An 18552-nucleotide genomic window follows, 5' to 3' on the forward strand; every position below is an offset into this window, starting at 1 on the left:
GCCGTCGTCGGGCCGAGGCAGCGATGTCGATTCCCTCGCCCGAACAGGTGGGGGCAATTCTTGAGGCGGCCGACCCGTACCGGCGCCCCTTGGTCGCGCTCGCTGCGTTCGCCGGCCTACGCCTGGGGGAGGCATCCGCGGTGAAGGTCGCGGACATCGACTTCCTCCGCAGACAGCTGAACGTGACCCGCCAAATTCAGCGCAAGTCCGGCGGCGGCCTTGAGGTCCGCCCACCGAAGTACGGCTCCGAGCGCACGGTGTTCCTGCCTGACGGCCTCGTGCAGATGCTCGCACGGCATCTCGAGGAGTTCGGAGTCGGCGCGGAGGGTTGGCTCGCGATGGGCGGCTCAGGCTCCGCCCTACCCCCGACGACCGCCCATCAGTGGTGGACCATCACTGCCGGGCAGCTGGCGTATCCGGTGTTCGCTACCACGGCCTACGGCACTTCTACGCGAGCGGCCTAATCGCCGCTGGCTGTGACGTTGTCACCGTCCAGCGTGCCCTCGGGCACTCGAACGCAACACCTACAGCCACCTCTGGCCGACGGCCGAGGATCGTACGCGCGCGGCGGCCGAACAGCTCATGGAGAGCATGACGAGCTCATTTAGCGAAGTACGCGCGGGCAACCGCTAGAGGTTCAAGGACGTCGGGATACCGTCGAGCCAAATGTTCCTCCCAGTCCAAGTCGTCGAGTCTGTCACGACCGATATTGTAGATCCGTTCCTTTGCCACCAAGCCAGCTTCCGTAAGGAACCAGCCCTCGAACGGCTCGATGATTCGATTGAAGTGGTGTGCCTGCCACCTAAGTTTCTGCGCACGTGCTTCTGCAGCGTATCCAAGCGCTTCTGCGACATCGACAACAAACTGCCGCGGGGAGAATAGTTGCGGACCCAGATGCCAGTCAAGGTCTTTCATGGCAGTGTCAAGTTGCGTGTATAGGCCGAGTGCATCAAGGCTTGGCAGCCACGGATGGCGGGACCGTACGTTTCCCGCGTCGTCCTCGATCGTGACAAGGACTTCGTCGCCGTCGAAACTAAACCTTATGTGGGCGTTTGTCTCCCAAACTGGGCAGCGGATGCCCGCAGCAGAAATGAGACCAGAGGCCGTACCTACTTCCAGTGCGCGAAGCAGGCTGGGCCTATCCAGCAGTTCGGCCCACCTTCCATAGGCATCCAATTCATCGCGCAATGGAGCTGCCTGATGCTCGAATAGCGCCTTCTCGATATCGAGCGCCGCAAGCTGCTTGCCAACAACGCGCGCAGCCTCAGAAGCCTGTGTCGCTTCCGCCTTTGCTTCCCGGGCGTTGGATTCGGCCGTCGCCGCTGCGGCCTTCGCTTGCCGCACCTCACCAGTTAGAAGGTGCGCGACGTAAGCTGCAGGCCCGAAAAGCAGTACCGTCACTCCAAGGTTCGCAAGCACGCCACTAAGCCAGGCTGACGAGATCCACGAAAGCAAGAGCACCACACTGGCGAGGAGAATCGTCCATACGATCACGGCCCGCGGTTTCCAGCTGACTTCAATCGCACGCTTCACCAAGCCGCGCGGCCAGTCACGGCCACGTCGCCGACGAGTTCCCATGGACGGCGACTCTACTCGTCGCAGCACGAGTGCCGATTGCGACGCGCTCGCGGACTCCCTCCGGACCTTTCTCAGACCATAGCGCTCTCACCAGGGAAGATGCCTCAACGGCGCGAGTTGATCCAGATCTCCTCGACCGCGGGGTCATCGAGGTACTGCTGGAGCGGCCCGAGCCCCGCGACGGCGTCCACGACCGCGCGCCCTGCGCCGGTCGGGTCGGCGAGCGGGACGACCGCGCCGATGGCGCTGCGCGTCTCGTAGTCGGCGATCGCGTCCCGCACGAGCCGGTCGACGGCGGCCCGGTCGCGCGCCGGGTCGACACCGCGGCGTCGGACGAGCTCGCGCACCTCGCTCTCGAGCACGGCGATGCCGTGCGCGTCGACAGACATACTCGAGCGTCCCCCGCTCCCCCTGCCCGGCAACCGTTGCCGCGCACCGATCGAACGGGCCAGACATTAGGGCATCTCGCGCCGCTGCGGCAGACCCCCTGTGGACACGGCGTCCCGACGCGCGGAATCTCGCCAGATCCGACGGGCCGGTCCCACCGCGCGTCCCACATCCTGGGCACGGGCGCCGCCAGTAGGGTCGGGACCATGACTCCTCCGACCGGTTCCCTCCCGCCCGGCCGCTGGCAGGACGCCGCTCGCGCGACAGGCCTCCTCGGCGCGGACGGCACGGTCGCGCAGACGATCTTCGCCGAGATGACCGACCTCGCGCGGCGCACGGGCGCGATCAACCTGGGCCAGGGGTTCCCGGACGTCGACGGCCCCGCGACGGTCAAGCACGCGGCGCAGCGCGCGATCGCGGACGGGCACAACCAGTACCCGCCGGGCCCCGGGATCCTCGAGCTGCGCAACGCCGTCGCGGCCCACCAGTACCGCCACTACGGGCTCGACCCGGACCCGGACACCGAGGTCCTCGTGACCACGGGGGCGACGGAGGCGATCGCCGCGACGGTCCTCGCGCTCGCGAGGCCGGGCGACGACGTCGTGACGCTCGAGCCGTTCTACGACTCCTACGCCGCGTGCATCGCGCTCGCGGGCGCCCGCCACGTCACGGTGCCGCTCGTCCCGGGCCGCGACCGGTTCCGCCTCGACGTCGAGGCCCTGCGTACCGCGGTCACGGACCGCACGCGCCTCATCCTCGTCAACACCCCGCACAACCCGACGGGCACGGTGCTGACGCTCGACGAGCTCGACGCGATCGCCGCGGTCGCGCGCCGTCACGACGCGGTCGTCGTCACGGACGAGGTCTACGAGCACCTGACGTTCGACGACACCGAGCACGTGCCGATCGCCACGCTCCCGGGGATGCGCGACCGCGCGATCACCATCTCGTCGGCGGGCAAGACGTTCTCGTTCACCGGCTGGAAGATCGGCTGGCTGCACGGCCCCGCCCCGCTCGTCACGGCCGTGCGCACGGTCAAGCAGTTCCTCACCTACACGTCGGGCGCGCCGTTCCAGCCCGCGATCGCCGACGCGCTGTCCGACGACGAGACGCCCCGCGCCCTCGCCGACTCGCTCGCCGCGCGCCGCGACCTGCTGTGCTCGGGGCTCGTCTCCGCCGGGTTCGACGTCGTCGTCCCGCAGGGCACGTACTTCGTCGTGGCCGACGGCGCTCCGCTGGGATTCGACGACGGCGTCGCCCTCTGCCGTGAGCTGCCGGCGCTCGCGGGCGTCGTCGCCGTGCCGGTGAGCGCGTTCTGCACGCCCGGCTCGACGACGGCGCGCGCCCTCGCCTCGCGCGTCCGGTTCACGTTCGTCAAGCGCGAGGACGTGCTGCACGAGGCGGTGGACCGGCTGCGGCGGGCGAGACGCCCCTGACGAGCGGCCGCCGGCGGCGGCCCGTCCGAGGAGCCGGAAGTCAGGAGGGCGGGCACACGCCGGGGAGCAGCGTCTCCACGGGGGTGGGCTCCACGGGAGCCGTGCCCGGGTCGGTCGTGCCGCCGTCGGCCGGCGGCTGACCGGCGTCCGCCGGAGGCTGACCCGCGTCGGCCGGGGGCGCGGTGTCGGTGCCGGGCTGCTCCGTCCCGTCACCGGTCGTCGCGTCGTCGCGCGGGTCGACGGGCGCCTCGTGGCCGGGCGGCGGCTCGTCGGCGATGATGCGCTGCCAGATCGCGTCCGCCTCCGACGTCCACTCGACGCGGTACTGCTGGCGCGGGGAGTCGACGACGGGCAGCTCCGTGAACACGACCTCGGACGGGTTGATGTTCCGCAGGCTGAACGCAAGGCCCGCGAGCGCCGTCGGGTCCGCGATGGTGGGGTCGGCGCTGATGGAGCTGAGCACGGCCTGGATCATCCCGTAGAGCTGCGGCGAGTTGGTGATGAGGTCTTTCGACAGGATCTCGCGGACGGCGGAGTCGATGAACGCCTGCTGGCGCTGGATCCGGGCGAGGTCGCTGCCCAATTCGAGCCCCATGCCCTGACCCTTGCGGGCGCGCAGGAACTCGATGGACGTCCGCCCGTCGAGCGCGCGCTTGCCGGCGGGGATGTTCAGAGCACGAGAGTCCTTGCCGCCCACGACGTCCTCGGGGAAGCACATCGTCACGCCACCGATGGCGTCGACGACGCCGATGACGCCGGACATCTTCACGACGACGTGGTTCGTGACGGGGATCCCGGTGAGCTCCTGGACGGCCGTGATGGTGCACGCCGCGGCGTGGTCGAGGTCGTCGACCCCGCCGGAGCCGATCTCGAACGCGGAGTTGAACATGCCGTACTGCGGCGAGGACATCGACCCGTCGGGCAGGGTGCACGCGGGGATCTCGACGAGCGAGTCGCGCGGGATCGACACGACCTCCATGCGCGTCCGGTCGCCCGACACGTGCGCGATGAAGGTCGTGTCGGAGCGCATGCCCTCCTCCTCGCCGGCGAGGGCCGCGTTCTCGGCGTCGCGGTAGTCGGTGCCCATCACCAGGATGTTGAGGGCGCGGCCGGCGAAGGGGTCGTCGGGGTCCTTCGGTGGCTCGACGGTGGGTCCACCGACCACGAGGTCGGAGACGTCGCTCACCGTGATCTTCGACCTGAGGTCGAGATAGACGGCGCCGGCGCCGACGGCGGCGAAGCTCAGGGCCCCGGTCACGACGAGGCCGACTCCCCGCGCGACACGGTGGGAGGCGAGCCTGCGGGCGTGGTGCGGGCCACCCGACGCGCGGGGCGCGGACGGCTCGGAAGACTTGGGCACCCCCTGAGGGTAGGGCCAGCGCGGGGAGGCATGCGCGCGACGCCTCGCCGAACCGGTGAAGGTGACGCGAAGACCACGCCGCGAGGCGTCGTCGGGCGGGTGCCCGACGACACCCCGCAGGTGCGGACCGGGCGTCGCCTCAGCGCGTCGCGGCCACCCCGAGGTCGGGGTGGTCGGTGAAGAACCCGTCCATCCCGGCATCGAGGAAGACCTGGATCTCCCCCGCGAGGTCGCCGTGCGCGGCGGGGTCCGCGCTGGAGCGGAACTCGGCGGGCAGGAACTGGTTCTCGGCGCGGAACGTCCAGCCGTGCACCTCGAGCCCGGCGCGGTGCGCGTCGCGGATCACGGCCGTCGGCTCGCCGAGCGTGCCGTCGGCGCGGCGCGGGATCATGACGTTCTTCTCGAGGCCCACGCCGTCCGCGTAGCGAGCGATCTCGCGCAGCCCGGAGCGCGTCACGAGGTCGGCGTAGGTGCGCGGGTCACCGGCGGCGACGAGGTCGTACGGGGCGCCGGAGCTGCTGACGAGCTGCGCGATGTCGACCTTCGTCATCCGGTCGAGCTCGCGCAGGTTGCCGGTCTCGAAGGACTGGAGGATCACGGGTGCCTTCTTCGAGTCGAGGCCCGCGTCCTGCAGGGCGGCGACGAGCGGCTCTTCCAGCGAGAGCCCGATCGAGTCGAAGTACGTCGGGTGCTTGGTCTCCGGGTAGACCCCGACCTGCTCGCCGTCGCACGTCTTCGAGTGGCGCGCGAGGTCGAGGACCTCGGCGAGCGTCGGGACGGGGTAGAGGCCGTCGAACGCGGTGTTCTGCGGCCGCAGCGCCGGGATGCGCTCCTTGGCGCGCAGCGTGCGCAGCTCGGCGAGCGTGAAGTCCTCGGTGAACCACCCGGTGAGGCTCGCGCCGTCGATCACCATGGTCGTGCGGCGGTCGGCGAACTCCGCGCGGGTGGAGACGTCCGTGGTCCCGCCGATCTCGTTCTCGTGCCGCGCGACGAGCACGCCGTCCTTCGTGGAGACCACGTCGGGCTCGATGTAGTCGGCGCACTGCTGGATCGCCAGCTCGTAGGCGGCGAGCGTGTGCTCCGGGCGGTATCCGCTCGCGCCGCGGTGCGCGACGACGGTCACGTCGTCGGTGGCGACGCGCTCCTTGCGCAGCTCGACGACCGCCATCTCGGTGTCGTCGGGCGTGCCGGGGACGCGAGCGTCGTTGCCCGGATAGTTGTTGTCGTTGCCGATGAGCAGGCGCCCGTCGCGGAGCTGGACGACGGTCTCGAACGACTGCACGGGCAGCGCGAACGGGTCGCCCGTGCCGTAGCCGTCACCGGCGCCGATGCCGTGCGGGTTCGCGATCTTCAGCGCGTCGAGCACGAGCTCCTTCTCGAGGTTCCCCGCGCGGTCGCCCTCGCTGAGGTCCACGCGGTACACGCGCTTGATCACGGACTGCTCGCCCTCGAAGTCGTCGCGCTCGACGAGCAGCAGCTCGTCGCCGCCGACCATGAACGCGTCGCCCACGACGTTCGCGTCGGTGTCGACGCGGTAGGTCCAGGTCCGGTCGGTGTAGCGGCCGGCACGCGTGTCGAACTGCCGCACGACGCGGTCGCGCGGGTCGTCGCCGACGAGCGCGCCCTCGAGCACCGGGTAGAGGTAGCGGCCGTCGCGCGAGCCGGCCAGCGCCTCGAAGCCGCGGCTCGACCCGACGAGCGGTGTCTCGCCCGGCGCGAGGTACGGGTTGGCCGGTGACTTGCCGTCGGGGAACGGCACGGGCGCCGACAGGACCTTGCCGGTCGCGTCGACGTGCACGAGGAACGGCCCGAACTCCTCGCCGATCCAGAAGCTGCCGTCCTTCGCGCGCACGACGGACTCGATGTCGAGGTCGGCGCCGGTGAGGAGCCGCTCGTCGGTGTCCTCGTGGACGATCGGGAAGTCGAGCCGGTGGTCGGGGTCGCGCAGCGAGAGGTGCTCGCCGACCTCGATCTCCCCCGCCCCGCCGCGCGCCGTCTCCCAGTGCGGCGTCACCCGGTACAGGCGCAGGAGGAAGTCGGCCGAGTTGCCCTTGGCGCCGAACCCGTTGTCCGGCTGGGCCCAGAAGGTGCCGTCGCCGTTGTCGATCATCGCCGAGAAGCCCGGGATGACCTGCCCGTCGAACGGGCCCTGACGTCCGTTGGCGGGGGTGACGAGCGCGCCCGACGGCGGCCCCTCCTCGAGGTGGTCGGCCGACAGCGTGGCGCGGGCGACCAGCGTGGGGACGGTGGCCCAGGTGCGGCCGGACCCGTGGCCGGTCGCAGCGGTGGCGGTCACGGGCAGGAGGAGCGTCGCGGCGACCGTGGCGGCGACGACCTTGAGCACGGCTGTGGGTCTCATGAGGACGATCAGACCGCCGTCGGGCGTCGCCCGCATGTCCGGCGGGCGACGGTTCGACGACGAGTCGGTGGCCCGCGGGTGACGACCCCTCAGACCGGCGTGTGCCAGCCGCCCTTGCGGAAGGCGGGCGTGGCGAGCCCGAGCACGAGCAGCGAGGCGACGACCGCGCCGAGCATGACGGTCGACATCGCGACGGCGTCGCCGCCGAGCACGCCGACGAGCGGGCTCACGAGGCCCGCCACGCCCGACTGGAACGCGCCGATGACCGCGGCCGCGGTCCCCGCGATCTCGCCGTGCCGCGTGAGCGCGAGGGCGGACGCGTTCGCCGGGATGAGCCCCTGGAGGGACAGGACGAGGAAGAGGGCGACGAGGATGCCCCCGAGGCCGCCGACCCCCGAGACGGCGACGACGACGAGCCCGACCGCGAAGACGCCCTGCACGACGAGCGCCGTGCGCAGGAGGCGGATCGGCGCGACGCGCCGCACGAGCGACGCGTTGAGCTGCGCGGACAGCACGAGCCCGATGCCGTTGACCGCGAAGAGCGCGGCGAACTGCCCGTGGCTGAGCCCGTAGCCCTCCTGGAGCACGAAGGGCGACCCCACGACGTAGCTCATGAGCACCGCCTGCCCGAGGCCCGGGAGCACCGCGAGCGCGACGAAGTGCCGGTCCCGCAGGAGGCTCCGGTACCCCCGCAGCACGACTCGGGCCCCGGCGGGGCGCCGTCGTTCGAGGGGCAGCGACTCGGGCATCCAGAACGCGACGATCGCGCCGAGCACGATGCCGCCCAGGGCCAGCACCCAGAACACCGCGCGCCACGACGCGTGCGCCCCGATGAACGAGCCGATCGACGGCGCGAGGAGGGGCGCGAGGCCGATGACGAGCATGAGCCGCGAGAGGACGCGCGCGGCGTCGGACCCGGTGAACCGGTCGCGGATCGCGGCGATCGCGACGACCGACGCGGAGGCGTTGAAGAAGCCCTGGAGCACCCGCAGCGCGATGAGCATGCCGATGTTGGGCGCGAGCGCGCACAGCAGCGACGTGACGACGTGCAGGGTCAGGCCCACCATGACGGGCAGGCGCCGACCGTAGCGGTCCGAGAGCGGCCCGATGACGAGCTGACCCACCGCGCCGCCGACGAGCATGCCCGAGAGCGTGAGCTGCGCGAGCGAGTCCGGGGCCCCGAGCTCGGCGCCGACCTCCGGCAGGAGCGGCAGGTACATGTCGACGGTGAGCGCGGGGAGCGTCGCGAGCGCTCCGAGCAGCAGGACCCAGCGCGCGGACGACCTCGGTCGGGGCATGGCGGAGTCGACCGAGGAAGAGGGCATGAGGGTCATCGTATCGATTCGAACCCCGGGATGGTCGCCCCGGGCGACGTGATTCCGCTCTCCCCGGAGGCCGGGCCGACCCGTGTGGGCGCCGTGCGGCACCCTGGAACCATGTGCGGACGCTATGCCTCCTTCCGGGACGCCCAGGACCTCGCCGACGAGTTCGCCGTCGCGGACGTGGCCGACGACGCGCGCCTCCTGCCGCCGTCGTGGAACCTCGCCCCCACGGACCCCGTGCGGATCGTCGTCGAGCGGGCGGCCAAGGACACGGGCGAGGTCCGGCGCTCGCTGCGCGTCGCACGCTGGGGCCTCGTCCCGTCGTGGTCGAAGAGCCCCGCGGGCGGCGCGCGCATGATCAACGCGCGGGCGGAGACGATCCTCGACAAGCCCGCGTTCGCGAAGCCCTTCGGGGTCCGCCGCTGCCTCGTCCCCGCCGACGGCTACTACGAGTGGCGCCCCCTGCCCGACGGCGCGTCCCCGGCGGGCGACGATGCCCGCCTGCGGCGCGGGAAGACCCCGAAGCAGCCGTACTACATCGAACCGGGCGAGGGCCGCGGCGCGGCGTTCGCCGGCCTGTACGAGTTCTGGCGCGACCGGACCAAGGCCGACGACGACCCGGACCGCTGGCTCGTGTCGACGACGATCGTCACCACCGACGCGGCGCCGTACCTCGCCGAGATCCACGACCGGATGCCGCTCGTCCTGCCCCCGGACGCCTGGGACGCGTGGCTGGACCCGGCGGTCGACGCGAAGGGCGCCGCCGACCTGCTCGGCCTCGGCGGACTGCACGACGACGTCCCGATGGTGGCGCGCGAGGTGCCGACCCTGGTCAACACCGTCGCGAACGACGGCCCGGGGCTGCTCGCGCCGGTCTGAGCGGTCAGCCCCGGTACGCCCACTGGAGCCGGACGGGCTCGATCGTGCCGAGGCCCTGGACCTCGCGCTCCGGCTGCGCGGTGAGCGCGAACCGCTGGTCGCGCGCGAGCATGCCTGCGGTGTCGCGGTCGACGAGCACGGTCGTCGGGTCCGCGATGTCCACGAGGCGCGCGGCGAGGTTCACGCTCGGACCGAACACGTCGCCGAACCGCGACAGCACGCGGCCCCACACGAGGCTCACGCGGACGGGCGGGACGTCGACGTCCTCCTCGCGCCCGCCCGCCGCGGCCAGGCCGAGCGCGACGCGGGCGCCCGTCGCGACGTCGTCCGCGACGTAGAGGACCGCGTCCCCGATCGTCTTGACGACCCGCCCGCCGGCGGCCGTGATGACGTCGCGCGCGCTCGTCTCGAAGAGCTGGACGAACTCGGCGAGCTCGCTCGACCCGAGGCCGCGCGTCCGCTGGGTGAACGACACGATGTCCGCGAACCCGACGGCGCGCGGCAGCGGGAGCGCGTGCTCGTCGACGGCCGTGTCGCGTGCCTGCGAGAACTCCACCGCGAACCGCCCGGCGACCGCGGCGAGCTGGCGCCGCCACGCGTGCAGGAGCTGCTCCTCGAGGATCGGCGCGAGGTCGGGCAGGCGGTCGAGGACGAGGAGCCGCGCGCTCGTGTCGTCGAGGTCGAAGCGGCGCGTCAGGTGCTCGACGAGGGCCTCGACCTGCCACAGCACGAGCCGCTCAGTCGTGTGCCCGGTGGAGCGGATGAGGGTCGTCAGCGCGCGGTCGTCGAGCTGCTCGGACTCGGAGAACGCGAACACGTCGGCGAGCGCCTGCGCGTCCAGCTCGGTGAACGCGCGGACCTCCCCCTCCGTGATCGGCAGCCCGAGCGCCTGCCAGTACGCGCGCACCCGGGTCTCGTCGACGCCGGCACGCTGGGCGAGACGCTCGACCGTGAGGGTGCGAGGACCTCCGAGCAACGCCTCGTCGAGGACGGCCTCCGTCGCCGCTCCCCCGGCGTCTCCGGTGTCGGCGTCGTCGCTCGTCGGGCCGGGCGCGACCGTCTCGTCGTTCCGGTCTGCGGCGTCGTTCTGCTCGGGCACCCCGCGATCCTACGACCGGGCGGTCCCGGCGACCGCGCACGTCCGGGCGCCCCGACCCGATGTCACGGGCGGTGGTCAGCCCTGCGGCCGCCGCGCACGTCCGGGCGCCCCGACCCGATGTCACGGGCGGTGGTCAGCCCTGCGGCCGCAGGTGGTGGACGTCGCCGCTGTGCTGGACGCTCGTGGTGCCGTCGTCGTGCCGGACGACGAGACCGCCGTCGGCCGCGAGCCCCGTCGCGGTCCCGACGATCTCCTCCCCACCGACCCGCTCGACCCGGACGCGCGTGCCGATGGTCGCGCAGACCCGCAGGAGGTCGGCGTCGAGGCCGGCCGCGCCCGCGTCCCCGCCGGCGCCCTGCCAGCGGACCACGACCTCGTGGAACGCCTCCTCGAGCGCGACGAGGAGCACCTCTCGGTCCGTCGTCGCCGCGCCGACGAGGGCGAGCGACGTAGCCGTCGGCACGGGCAGCTCGTCGCGCCCCTGCGTCACGTTGAGGCCGACGCCGACGACGACCCCGCCGTCCGGCAGGACCTCCGCAAGGATCCCGGCGACCTTGCGCAGCTCCCCGGACGTGTCAGGGCGAGAGGACACCGGAGGGACCCGTGGCCCTGACAGGGCGCCGGGGTCCGGGAGGAGCACGTCGTTGGGCCACTTCACGACGGCGTCCACGCCGGCCGTGGCGCGGAGTGCCCGGACGGTCGCGAGCCCGGCGAGCAGCGGCAACCAGCTCAGCGCCTCGCGCGGGACGTCGGGGCGCAGCAGCAGGGAGCCGAGGAGCGCCGCGCGGGGCGGTGTCGTCCACGTGCGCCCGAGCCGACCCCTGCCGCCGCCCTGGTGCTCCGCGACGAGCAGGGCGGGCGCGGGCCACGACCCCGGGTCCGCGGCGACCGCCTTCGCCAGCTCGGCGTTCGTCGACGTCGACTCCTCGACCACCTCGAGCCGCGCGAGCGGCCCCGCAGGCCGGACGAGCAGCTCCCGCAGGAACTCCACCCGCAGCGAAGGCCGCGCCGCGTCGTCGGGCCGGGACACGCCGTCGGGCAGGCTCACCATGCCGACATCCTCCCCCAACCACCGCGCCAAGCACCTCAGCGACCGGAACCCAGGACCGGGACCGGGACCGACGAGACGGCCAAGACGACGAGACGACGGGCTGGCGAGAACGGACTGGGGCGACGGGACGGACGAGGTCGGGGTGGGCGGGGCTGCGCGCGGTCGTGGTGGGCCTGGCGGGAGCCCGCGAGGAACGAGCGGGCGGATGGTAGACCGCGCGCAGCCCCGCCCACCCCGACCGGACCCGACCGGACCCGACCGGACCCGACCGACGACCGAGCCCTGGTTGTCGACACCCACCAACACCCGCCCCCACCGCACTGGCGACGACCGCATCGAGGTGGTGGGACCCACCAACTAGGCTCGACGTCGTGACCGAACCTGCCACGACGACCGACGCGCACGTGACGACCGACGGCGACGCCGCCCACCTCACCGGGACGGCGGCGAAGCTCGCGGACCTCGACCGCCGCCGCGCCGAGGCGACGAGCGTCCCCGAGGAGGCGGCGCGGGAGAAGCAGCACGCGCGCGGCAAGAAGACGGCGCGCGAGCGCATCGACGCGCTGCTCGACGAGGGGAGCTTCGTCGAGCTGGACGCGTTCGCGAAGCACCGCTCGGTCAACTTCGGGCTGGAGAAGAAGCGGCTGGCGGGCGACGGGGTCGTCGTCGGGCACGGGACGATCGACGGCCGCCAGGTGTGCGTCTACAGCCAGGACTTCACGGTGTTCGGCGGGAGCCTCGGCGAGGTGCACGGCCAGAAGATCACCAAGGTCCAGGACCTCGCGCTGCGGACGGGTGTCCCGCTGATCGGCATCAGCGACGGTGGCGGGGCGCGCATCCAGGAGGGTGTCGCGGCGCTCACGCAGTTCGCGGAGATCTTCCGGCGCAACGTCGCGTCGTCGGGGGTGATCCCGCAGATCTCGCTCATCCTCGGCCCGAGCGCGGGCGGTGCCGTCTACTCCCCCGCCCTGACGGACTTCATCGTCATGGCGGACAAGACGTCGAACATGTTCATCACGGGCCCGGACGTCATCCGGGCCGTGACGGGCGAGGACGTGGGTTTCGAGGAGCTCGGTGGCGCGCTGACGCACAACTCGACGTCCGGCGTCGCGCACTACCTGGGCGCCGACGAGGACGATGCGATCGACTACGTGCGCCACCTCGTGTCGTACCTGCCGCAGAACAACCTGTCGGACGCGCCGTCGTTCCCGCCGGAGGACACCGAGCTGGAGGTGACCGACGCGGACCTCGAGCTCGACGCCCTGGTCCCCGACTCGGACTCGCAGCCGTACGACATGCGCACGGTGATCGAGCACGTGCTCGACGAGGGCGCGTTCCTCGAGGTGCAGCCGCTGTTCGCGAAGAACGTCGTGATCGGGTTCGGGCACGTCGAGGGCCAGTCGGTGGGCGTGGTCGCGAACCAGCCGCTGTCGATGGCCGGGACGCTCGACATCGACGCCGCGGAGAAGGCGGCGCGGTTCGTGCGCACGTGCGACGCGTTCAACATCCCCGTCCTCACGCTCGTCGACGTGCCGGGCTTCCTCCCGGGGGTCGACCAGGAGCACCAGGGCATCATCCGCCGCGGCGCGAAGCTCATCTACGCGTACGCGGAGGCCACCGTCCCGCTCGTCACGGTCATCACGCGCAAGGCGTACGGCGGTGCGTACATCGTCATGGGCTCCAAGCAGCTCGGTGCGGACGTCAACCTCGCGTGGCCGACGGCGCAGGTCGCCGTCATGGGTGCCGGCGGCGCCGTCAACATCCTCCAGCGCGCGGCGCTCAAGCGGGCGGCCGACGCGGGCGACGACGTGGACGCCGAGCGCGCGCGCCTCGTCGCCGAGTACGAGGACGCGATCGTCAACCCGTGGGACGCCGCGGAGCGCGGCTACGTCGACGCGGTGATCCGGCCGTCGGAGACGCGCGTGCAGGTCGTGCGCGCTCTGCGGGCGCTCCGGACGAAGCGCGCGAGCCTGCCCCCGAAGAAGCACGGGAACATCCCGCTGTGAGCGCCCCCGGGAACCTGGACGACGCACGCACGACACGGAGGGAGCGCGCATGAGCCACGAGGACGCGACGCACGGACCGGCACCGCTCGGGTCGGTCGACCCGGCGCCGATGCACGCCGCGGTGGACGCCCTGGCGGCGGCGCTGCACGAGTACGTCGGGGCGGCGGTGGGCGTGCGCGCCGAGTTCGGCGCGCACGAGGCCGACGAGGACCCGCGCATCCTCGCGCTCGAGGAGCGGGTCGGGACGCTCAACGCGCGCCTGTTCGACCAGCTCCACGGCTCGCTCGGCATGCACCCCGACCTCACGTCGTCGGTGTGGGAGCCCGCGGAGGGCGAGGAGGACGCCGCGCCGCGGGACGAGACGTCGCGCGACGAGGTGGCGGAGGAGTTCTACCTCGGGTTCGTCGTGGCACCGCCGGCGGGGACGACGGACGTCGGTCTCGACGACGTGGTCGGCCTCCTCGACGACGCCGGCTCCGCGGTGGTCGCACGGCTCGTGGACTCGGGCTTCGACGTCGTGGAGTGGACGGCGTCGCGCGGCGACGCGTTCGACGACCTGGACGACGACGACGGGACGGAGGGCGGCCGGTGAACGAGGAGCGCGGTGCCAGCGTGCGCGTCGTGCGCGGCACGCCCGACGAGGTCGAGGTCGCCGCCCTGGTCGCAGGTCTCGCGGCCGCTGCCGCTGCCTCGGACCTGCCCGACGACGCGGCGCCCGTCGCGGAGTGGACGAACCGCGTCCGCGGACTGCGCGGGACGGGCGCCGGCGCGACGGCGAAGAGCTTCGGCGGCCGGTCGGGCCGCCACAACGCCGACGCGTGGCGCTGGAGCCTGCACTCGTGAGCGCCGGTCCCCGCGTCCGACGCCTCCCCGTGCGCTCGGTCCTCGTCGAGCTTCCGGCCGCTCCCGACGAGGTCGAGGCGGACCCGTCGTCGCTCCCCGAGCCCGGCAAGGTCGCCGCCTGGCGACGCTGGGGCTGGGCGGTCGCGTTCGTCCCGACGGTCGCCCTCATCGTCTACCAGCGCCTCGCGGCCGGACGCGACTGGCCCGTGCCGGAGGCCGTCGTGGTCGCCGCGACGCTCGGCCTGGTCGCGACCGCGCTGCTCGCGCTCGTGCGCTACCAGGACGACCGTGGTGCAGCGGCCGTCGAACGGGGACGCCACGCGCTGCTCGACGCGCCGGTCCGTGCGACGGGCACGTTCGCCCCCACGGGCGGGTCGACCGGCGCCGAGTCCCTGACGATGTCGGCAGATCCCGTCGACGGTCTCGTCACCGTGACCCCGACGTCGGGCGAGCCCCTGTCCCGGCCGGTGCGCGTCGTCGTCCCGGCGGGCGTCGGCGGCCCGCGCGCGGGCGACCCGCTCGCCGTCTGGCACGCCGCGGACGACGAGGACGCGACGGGCGTCCTGCTCGTGCGCTACCACCGGGACTGGGCCGACGACCTCCTCGCCGCGCTGCGCCCACCGGAGGAGCAGGCGCCGGGCGCCTGACCGGGCGAGCGGGCACGAGTAGGCTCTGCGGCGTGACCGACACCACCCCTTCCGGTAACCCTGCCAGCATGCCGGCCGTGACCCGCGAGCCCACGGCGATCGACGCCGTCGCCGAGGCGTACACGACCCGTCTCGCCGAGCTGGACCCGTTCCAGGCGACGGCGATGGGGCTCACCGGGTACGACCACCTGGTGACCGACCTGTCCCCCGCCGGCCACGAGGCCCGGGCCGAGGCCGACCGCGCGGTGCTGCGCGAGCTCGACGGCCTCGAGCCGGTCGACGACGTCGACCGTGTGACCCTCGCCGCGATGCGCGAGCGCGTCGGGCTCCAGCTCGAGCTGCACGACGCCGGCGAGACGCTCGCGAGCCTCAACAACATCGCGTCGCCCGTGCAGGAGCTGCGCGACGTGTTCGACCTCATGCCGACGGGCACCGTCGAGGCCTGGGAGAACATCGCGGCGCGTCTCAACGGGCTGCCGGGCGCGATCGACGGGTACATCGCGTCGCTGTCGGAGGCCGCGTCGCGCGGGAACGTCGCCGCGATCCGCCAGGTCCGCATCGGTGTGCAGCAGTCGCGTGAGCTCGCCGACGCGCAGACCTCCTTCTTCACGACCTTCGTCCAGGGCGAGGAGGCCGCGGCCGTCCTCGACGACTCCTCGGCGTGCTCGCTCGTGCGCGCCGAGCTCGAGCGCGGCGCCACCGCGGCGCGCGAGGCGTACGGGCGCCTCGCGGACTTCCTCGAGACGACGCTCGCCCCGCAGGCGCGCACCGAGGACGCCGTCGGGCGCGAGCGGTACGCGCTCCTGTCGCGCACGTTCCTCGGCGCCGAGGTCGACCTCGACGAGACGTACGCGTGGGGGCTGGAGGAGCTCGCGCGCGTCGTCGCGGAGCAGGAGGAGATCGCGCAGCGCATCGCGGGTCCCGGCGCGAGCGTCGAGGACGCCGTCGCCGCGCTCGACGCCGACCCGTCCCGCACGCTCCGCGGGACGGACGCCCTCCGGTCGTGGATGCAGGAGACGTCGGACGCCGCGATCACGGCGCTGAACGGCACGCACTTCGACATCCCCGCGCCGGTCCTCGACCTCGAGTGCATGATCGCCCCGACGCAGACCGGCGGGATCTACTACACCCCGCCGAGCGACGACTTCTCGCGCCCGGGCCGCATGTGGTGGTCGGTGCCCGCCGACGTCACGGAGTTCAACACGTGGCGCGAGAAGACCACCGTCTTCCACGAGGGCGTCCCGGGCCACCACCTCCAGTGCGGTCAGGCGGTGTACGCGCGGGCCACGCTCAACACGTGGCGCCGCCTCGCGTGCTGGGTCTCCGGCCACGGCGAGGGCTGGGCCCTGTACGCGGAGCGCCTCATGGCCGACCTGGGCTTCCTCGAGGACGACGGCGACCGGCTCGGGATGCTCGACGCGCAGCGGATGCGCGCGGCGCGCGTCGTGCTCGACATCGGGGTCCACCTCGGTCTGCCGGCGCCCGAAGAATGGCGAGGCGGGGCCGCTGATCCTCGATGGGACGCCGAGAAGGCGTGGACGTTCCTCCGGGCCAACGTCAACATGCCCGAGTCCTTCGTGCGCTTCGAGCTCGACCGCTACCTCGGGTGGGCGGGGCAGGCGCCGTCGTACAAGGTCGGCCAGCGCCTGTGGGAGCAGACCCGCGACGCCGCGCGCGCGGCCGCCGAGGCGCGCGGCGAGACGTTCGACGTCAAGGCGTTCCACGAGCGGGCGCTCAACCTCGGCTCCGTCGGTCTGGACGTGCTGCGCGGCGCGCTGGCCTGACGCGTGACGGACGTCCTGGTCGGCTTCGCGATCATCGCCGTGGTCGTCGCGGCCGGGTACCTGTGCGCACGGCTGCGTATCGGCGGCCCGGACGCGAGGACCGCGCTCAACCAGGTGGGCTTCTTCGTCGCGAGTCCGGCCCTCCTGTTCACGGTGCTCGCGCGGGCCGACGTCGCGGCGCTCGTCCAGGCGCCGCTGGCGGTCGCGGCGGTGGGCGCTGTCGTGGCCGCCGGCGTGTTCGTCCTCGTGAACCGCCTGTGGCTGCGCCTGGGCGCCCCGGAGGCGACGGTCGGCGCCGTCGGCTCCGGCTATGTGAACGCGAACAACATCGGGCTGCCGGTCGCCGTCTACGTGCTCGGCGACGCGACCGCCGTCGTGCCGGTCATCCTGCTGCAGCTGCTCGTCCTCGCGCCCGTCGCGCTGCTCGTGCTCGACGCGACGACGAGCGGCCGGATGTCGTGGCGGTTCGTCCTCGCCCAGCCCGTGCGCAACCCGATCATCCTCGGGTCGGCCGCGGGCGCCGTCGTCTCGCTGACGGGCTGGGCCCCGCCGGTCGCCGTGATGGCACCGCTCGACATCCTCGGCGGCGCGGCCATCCCGATGATCCTCCTCGCTTTCGGCATGTCGCTGCACGGGACCCGGCCGCTGCGGCGCGGCGAGGCGCGCGCGGCGGTCTGGGTCGCGAGCGGCGTGAAGCTGCTCGTCATGCCGCTCGTCGTGTTCGTCGTCGCGCGGTACGCGTTCGGGTTCGACGACGCCGCGGTCGCCGCCGCCGTGACGCTCGCCGCGCTGCCGTCGGCCCAGAACGTCTACAACTACGCCGCGCGATTCGGCCGCGGCGAGATCCTCGCGCGCGACACGATCCTCGTCACGACCCTCGCGTCGCCGGTCGTGCTCGTCGTCGCGGCCCTGCTGCTGTCCTGAGCAGCGACTGTCGACGATGGAACGCCCGGACCCGTGGCTCGCGCCGGGTAGTCTGCGCGGGTGCTCCGACTCGTGCTCGCCTCGCGCTCCCCTGCCCGCCTGACGACCCTGCGCGCCGCCGGCGTGGACCCCGCGGTCCGCGTGTCCGACGTCGACGAGGACGCCTTCCTGCGGGACGCGGCGGAGCGCTACGGCGGCCTCGCCCCCGTCGACGCCGTGCTCGTGCTCGCGCGCGCCAAGGCCGAGGAGGTCGCGCGCATGCTCGACGCCGAGGCGGACGCGGACGAGCCGGGCGACGACACGTCGACCGAGGACGAGCCGGGCGACGGCGCGGACGCCGACCTCCTCGTCGCGTGCGACTCGATGCTCGAGCTCGGCGGCGAGATCCTGGGCAAGCCGCTCGACGCCGACGACGCGCGCGCACGGTGGCGTGCGATGCGCGGTCACGCGGGCGTGCTGCACACCGGGCACTGGCTCATCGACCTGCGACACCCCGAGGAAGGCGGGACGGGCGCGACGTTCGGCGCGACCGCGTCGACGACCGTCCACTTCGCCGACCTGCCGGACGGGGAGATCGACGCCTACGTCGCCACGGGCGAGCCGCTGCACGTCGCCGGCGCGTTCACCGTCGACGGGCTCGGCGGGCCGTACGTCGAGCGGATCGAGGGCGACCACCACAACGTCGTCGGCATCAGCCTGCCGCTCGTGCGGGAGATGCTGGGCGAGGTCGGCGTGGCCTGGCACGAGCTGCGCGCCTGAGGTCCGCGGGCGAGCCGAGTTGTCGGTGCCGGACAACCCGGCGTCGTACGAGCGTCCCGTTGCGGGCTCGCTATGGAGGTTTCCTCCAACCGGCCTGCACGCGCCTTGGCCGCATCTC

18 protein-coding genes are annotated in these 18552 nt (G+C 72.9%); 11 read left to right on the top strand and 7 right to left on the bottom strand.

Annotated features, from left to right (window positions below; all coding sequences use genetic code 11):
• The first annotated feature begins 23 nt into the window (after positions 1–23).
• Complete coding sequence (locus AC4H2G_RS13795) at positions 24–464, top strand: site-specific integrase (protein ID WP_494366471.1); 441 nt, start codon at positions 24–26, stop codon at positions 462–464.
• A complete protein-coding gene (locus AC4H2G_RS13800) occupies positions 386–595 on the top strand; it encodes a tyrosine-type recombinase/integrase (RefSeq protein ID WP_494366457.1) in 210 nt (69 codons plus the stop codon). The genes AC4H2G_RS13795 and AC4H2G_RS13800 overlap by 79 nt, the downstream gene beginning before the upstream one ends.
• A 5-nt stretch (positions 596–600) precedes the next feature.
• Here the strand turns inward: AC4H2G_RS13800 and AC4H2G_RS13805 are convergent, their stop codons facing one another.
• Both AC4H2G_RS13805 and AC4H2G_RS13810 read right to left on the bottom strand, forming a co-directional pair.
• A complete protein-coding gene (locus tag AC4H2G_RS13805; RefSeq protein ID WP_494366301.1) occupies positions 601–1578 on the bottom strand; it encodes a hypothetical protein in 978 nt (325 codons plus the stop codon).
• A gap of 104 nt (positions 1579–1682) precedes the next feature.
• Entirely contained in the window at positions 1683–1967 is a 285-nt protein-coding gene (locus AC4H2G_RS13810; protein ID WP_494366302.1) for a hypothetical protein, read from the bottom strand.
• Positions 1968–2171: 204 nt separating this feature from the next.
• Here AC4H2G_RS13810 and AC4H2G_RS13815 point away from each other — a divergent pair, with 204 nt between their 5' ends.
• Positions 2172–3401, top strand: coding sequence for a pyridoxal phosphate-dependent aminotransferase (locus AC4H2G_RS13815; protein ID WP_494366303.1), 1230 nt, complete (start codon positions 2172–2174; stop codon positions 3399–3401).
• Between the two features lie 40 nt (positions 3402–3441).
• Here the strand turns inward: AC4H2G_RS13815 and AC4H2G_RS13820 are convergent, their stop codons facing one another.
• The 3 genes from AC4H2G_RS13820 to AC4H2G_RS13830 all read right to left on the bottom strand — a co-directional run bounded on the left by AC4H2G_RS13820 (position 3442) and on the right by AC4H2G_RS13830 (position 8445).
• Entirely contained in the window at positions 3442–4761 is a 1320-nt protein-coding gene (locus AC4H2G_RS13820; RefSeq protein WP_494366304.1) for an LCP family protein, read from the bottom strand.
• Between the two features lie 139 nt (positions 4762–4900).
• A complete protein-coding gene (locus AC4H2G_RS13825) occupies positions 4901–7120 on the bottom strand; it encodes an esterase-like activity of phytase family protein (protein WP_494366305.1) in 2220 nt (739 codons plus the stop codon).
• An 89-nt stretch (positions 7121–7209) separates the two neighbouring features.
• Positions 7210–8445: a multidrug effflux MFS transporter gene (locus AC4H2G_RS13830; RefSeq protein ID WP_494366306.1), complete on the bottom strand. Its 1236-nt coding sequence runs from the start codon at positions 8443–8445 to the stop codon at positions 7210–7212.
• A gap of 111 nt (positions 8446–8556) precedes the next feature.
• Here AC4H2G_RS13830 and AC4H2G_RS13835 point away from each other — a divergent pair, with 111 nt between their 5' ends.
• Positions 8557–9321 carry an SOS response-associated peptidase gene (locus AC4H2G_RS13835; RefSeq protein WP_494366307.1) on the top strand — a complete coding sequence of 255 codons (765 nt, stop codon included), beginning with the start codon at positions 8557–8559 and terminating at the stop codon, positions 9319–9321.
• A gap of 4 nt (positions 9322–9325) precedes the next feature.
• On the opposite strand, the gene AC4H2G_RS13840 is transcribed toward AC4H2G_RS13835, so the two are convergent.
• Both AC4H2G_RS13840 and AC4H2G_RS13845 read right to left on the bottom strand, forming a co-directional pair.
• A complete protein-coding gene (locus AC4H2G_RS13840) occupies positions 9326–10420 on the bottom strand; it encodes an adenylate/guanylate cyclase domain-containing protein (protein ID WP_494366308.1) in 1095 nt (364 codons plus the stop codon).
• A 133-nt stretch (positions 10421–10553) separates the two neighbouring features.
• Positions 10554–11471 carry a biotin--[acetyl-CoA-carboxylase] ligase gene (locus AC4H2G_RS13845; RefSeq protein WP_494366309.1) on the bottom strand — a complete coding sequence of 306 codons (918 nt, stop codon included), beginning with the start codon at positions 11469–11471 and terminating at the stop codon, positions 10554–10556.
• A 404-nt stretch (positions 11472–11875) separates the two neighbouring features.
• Between AC4H2G_RS13845 and AC4H2G_RS13850 the strand changes: the two genes are divergently transcribed.
• The 7 genes from AC4H2G_RS13850 (at position 11876) to AC4H2G_RS13880 (ending at position 18434) form a co-directional block, all read left to right on the top strand.
• A complete protein-coding gene (locus tag AC4H2G_RS13850; RefSeq protein ID WP_494366458.1) occupies positions 11876–13477 on the top strand; it encodes an acyl-CoA carboxylase subunit beta in 1602 nt (533 codons plus the stop codon).
• 49 nt (positions 13478–13526) lie between these two features.
• A complete protein-coding gene (locus AC4H2G_RS13855; RefSeq protein ID WP_494366310.1) occupies positions 13527–14069 on the top strand; it encodes a hypothetical protein in 543 nt (180 codons plus the stop codon).
• Positions 14066–14320, top strand: coding sequence for an acyl-CoA carboxylase epsilon subunit (locus tag AC4H2G_RS13860; protein ID WP_494366311.1), 255 nt, complete (start codon positions 14066–14068; stop codon positions 14318–14320). Before AC4H2G_RS13855 ends, AC4H2G_RS13860 begins: the two co-directional genes overlap by 4 nt.
• Complete coding sequence (locus tag AC4H2G_RS13865; protein WP_494366312.1) at positions 14317–14967, top strand: hypothetical protein; 651 nt, start codon at positions 14317–14319, stop codon at positions 14965–14967. The genes AC4H2G_RS13860 and AC4H2G_RS13865 overlap by 4 nt, the downstream gene beginning before the upstream one ends.
• A 68-nt stretch (positions 14968–15035) precedes the next feature.
• A complete protein-coding gene (locus AC4H2G_RS13870; protein WP_494366313.1) occupies positions 15036–16751 on the top strand; it encodes a DUF885 domain-containing protein in 1716 nt (571 codons plus the stop codon).
• A gap of 3 nt (positions 16752–16754) precedes the next feature.
• Complete coding sequence (locus AC4H2G_RS13875) at positions 16755–17675, top strand: AEC family transporter (RefSeq protein WP_494366314.1); 921 nt, start codon at positions 16755–16757, stop codon at positions 17673–17675.
• Between the two features lie 60 nt (positions 17676–17735).
• A complete protein-coding gene (locus tag AC4H2G_RS13880) occupies positions 17736–18434 on the top strand; it encodes a Maf family protein (protein ID WP_494366315.1) in 699 nt (232 codons plus the stop codon).
• Positions 18435–18552 lie beyond the last annotated feature (118 nt).

It is taken from the genome of Cellulosimicrobium sp. BMG9.23, assembly GCF_059159985.1.

Bases quoted from the DNA above. Each gene is read 5' to 3' on its own strand.
- AC4H2G_RS13795 (WP_494366471.1), top strand. From the start codon at position 24: ATGTCGATTCCCTCGCCCGAACAGGTGGGGGCAATTCTTGAGGCGGCC.
- AC4H2G_RS13805 (WP_494366301.1), bottom strand. From the start codon at position 1,578: ATGGGAACTCGTCGGCGACGTGGCCGTGACTGGCCGCGCGGCTTGGTG.
- AC4H2G_RS13810 (WP_494366302.1), bottom strand. From the start codon at position 1,967: ATGTCTGTCGACGCGCACGGCATCGCCGTGCTCGAGAGCGAGGTGCGC.
- AC4H2G_RS13815 (WP_494366303.1), top strand. From the start codon at position 2,172: ATGACTCCTCCGACCGGTTCCCTCCCGCCCGGCCGCTGGCAGGACGCC.
- AC4H2G_RS13825 (WP_494366305.1), bottom strand. From the start codon at position 7,120: ATGAGACCCACAGCCGTGCTCAAGGTCGTCGCCGCCACGGTCGCCGCG.
- AC4H2G_RS13830 (WP_494366306.1), bottom strand. From the start codon at position 8,445: ATGCCCTCTTCCTCGGTCGACTCCGCCATGCCCCGACCGAGGTCGTCC.
- AC4H2G_RS13835 (WP_494366307.1), top strand. From the start codon at position 8,557: ATGTGCGGACGCTATGCCTCCTTCCGGGACGCCCAGGACCTCGCCGAC.
- AC4H2G_RS13845 (WP_494366309.1), bottom strand. From the start codon at position 11,471: ATGGTGAGCCTGCCCGACGGCGTGTCCCGGCCCGACGACGCGGCGCGG.
- AC4H2G_RS13855 (WP_494366310.1), top strand. From the start codon at position 13,527: ATGAGCCACGAGGACGCGACGCACGGACCGGCACCGCTCGGGTCGGTC.
- AC4H2G_RS13870 (WP_494366313.1), top strand. From the start codon at position 15,036: ATGCCGGCCGTGACCCGCGAGCCCACGGCGATCGACGCCGTCGCCGAG.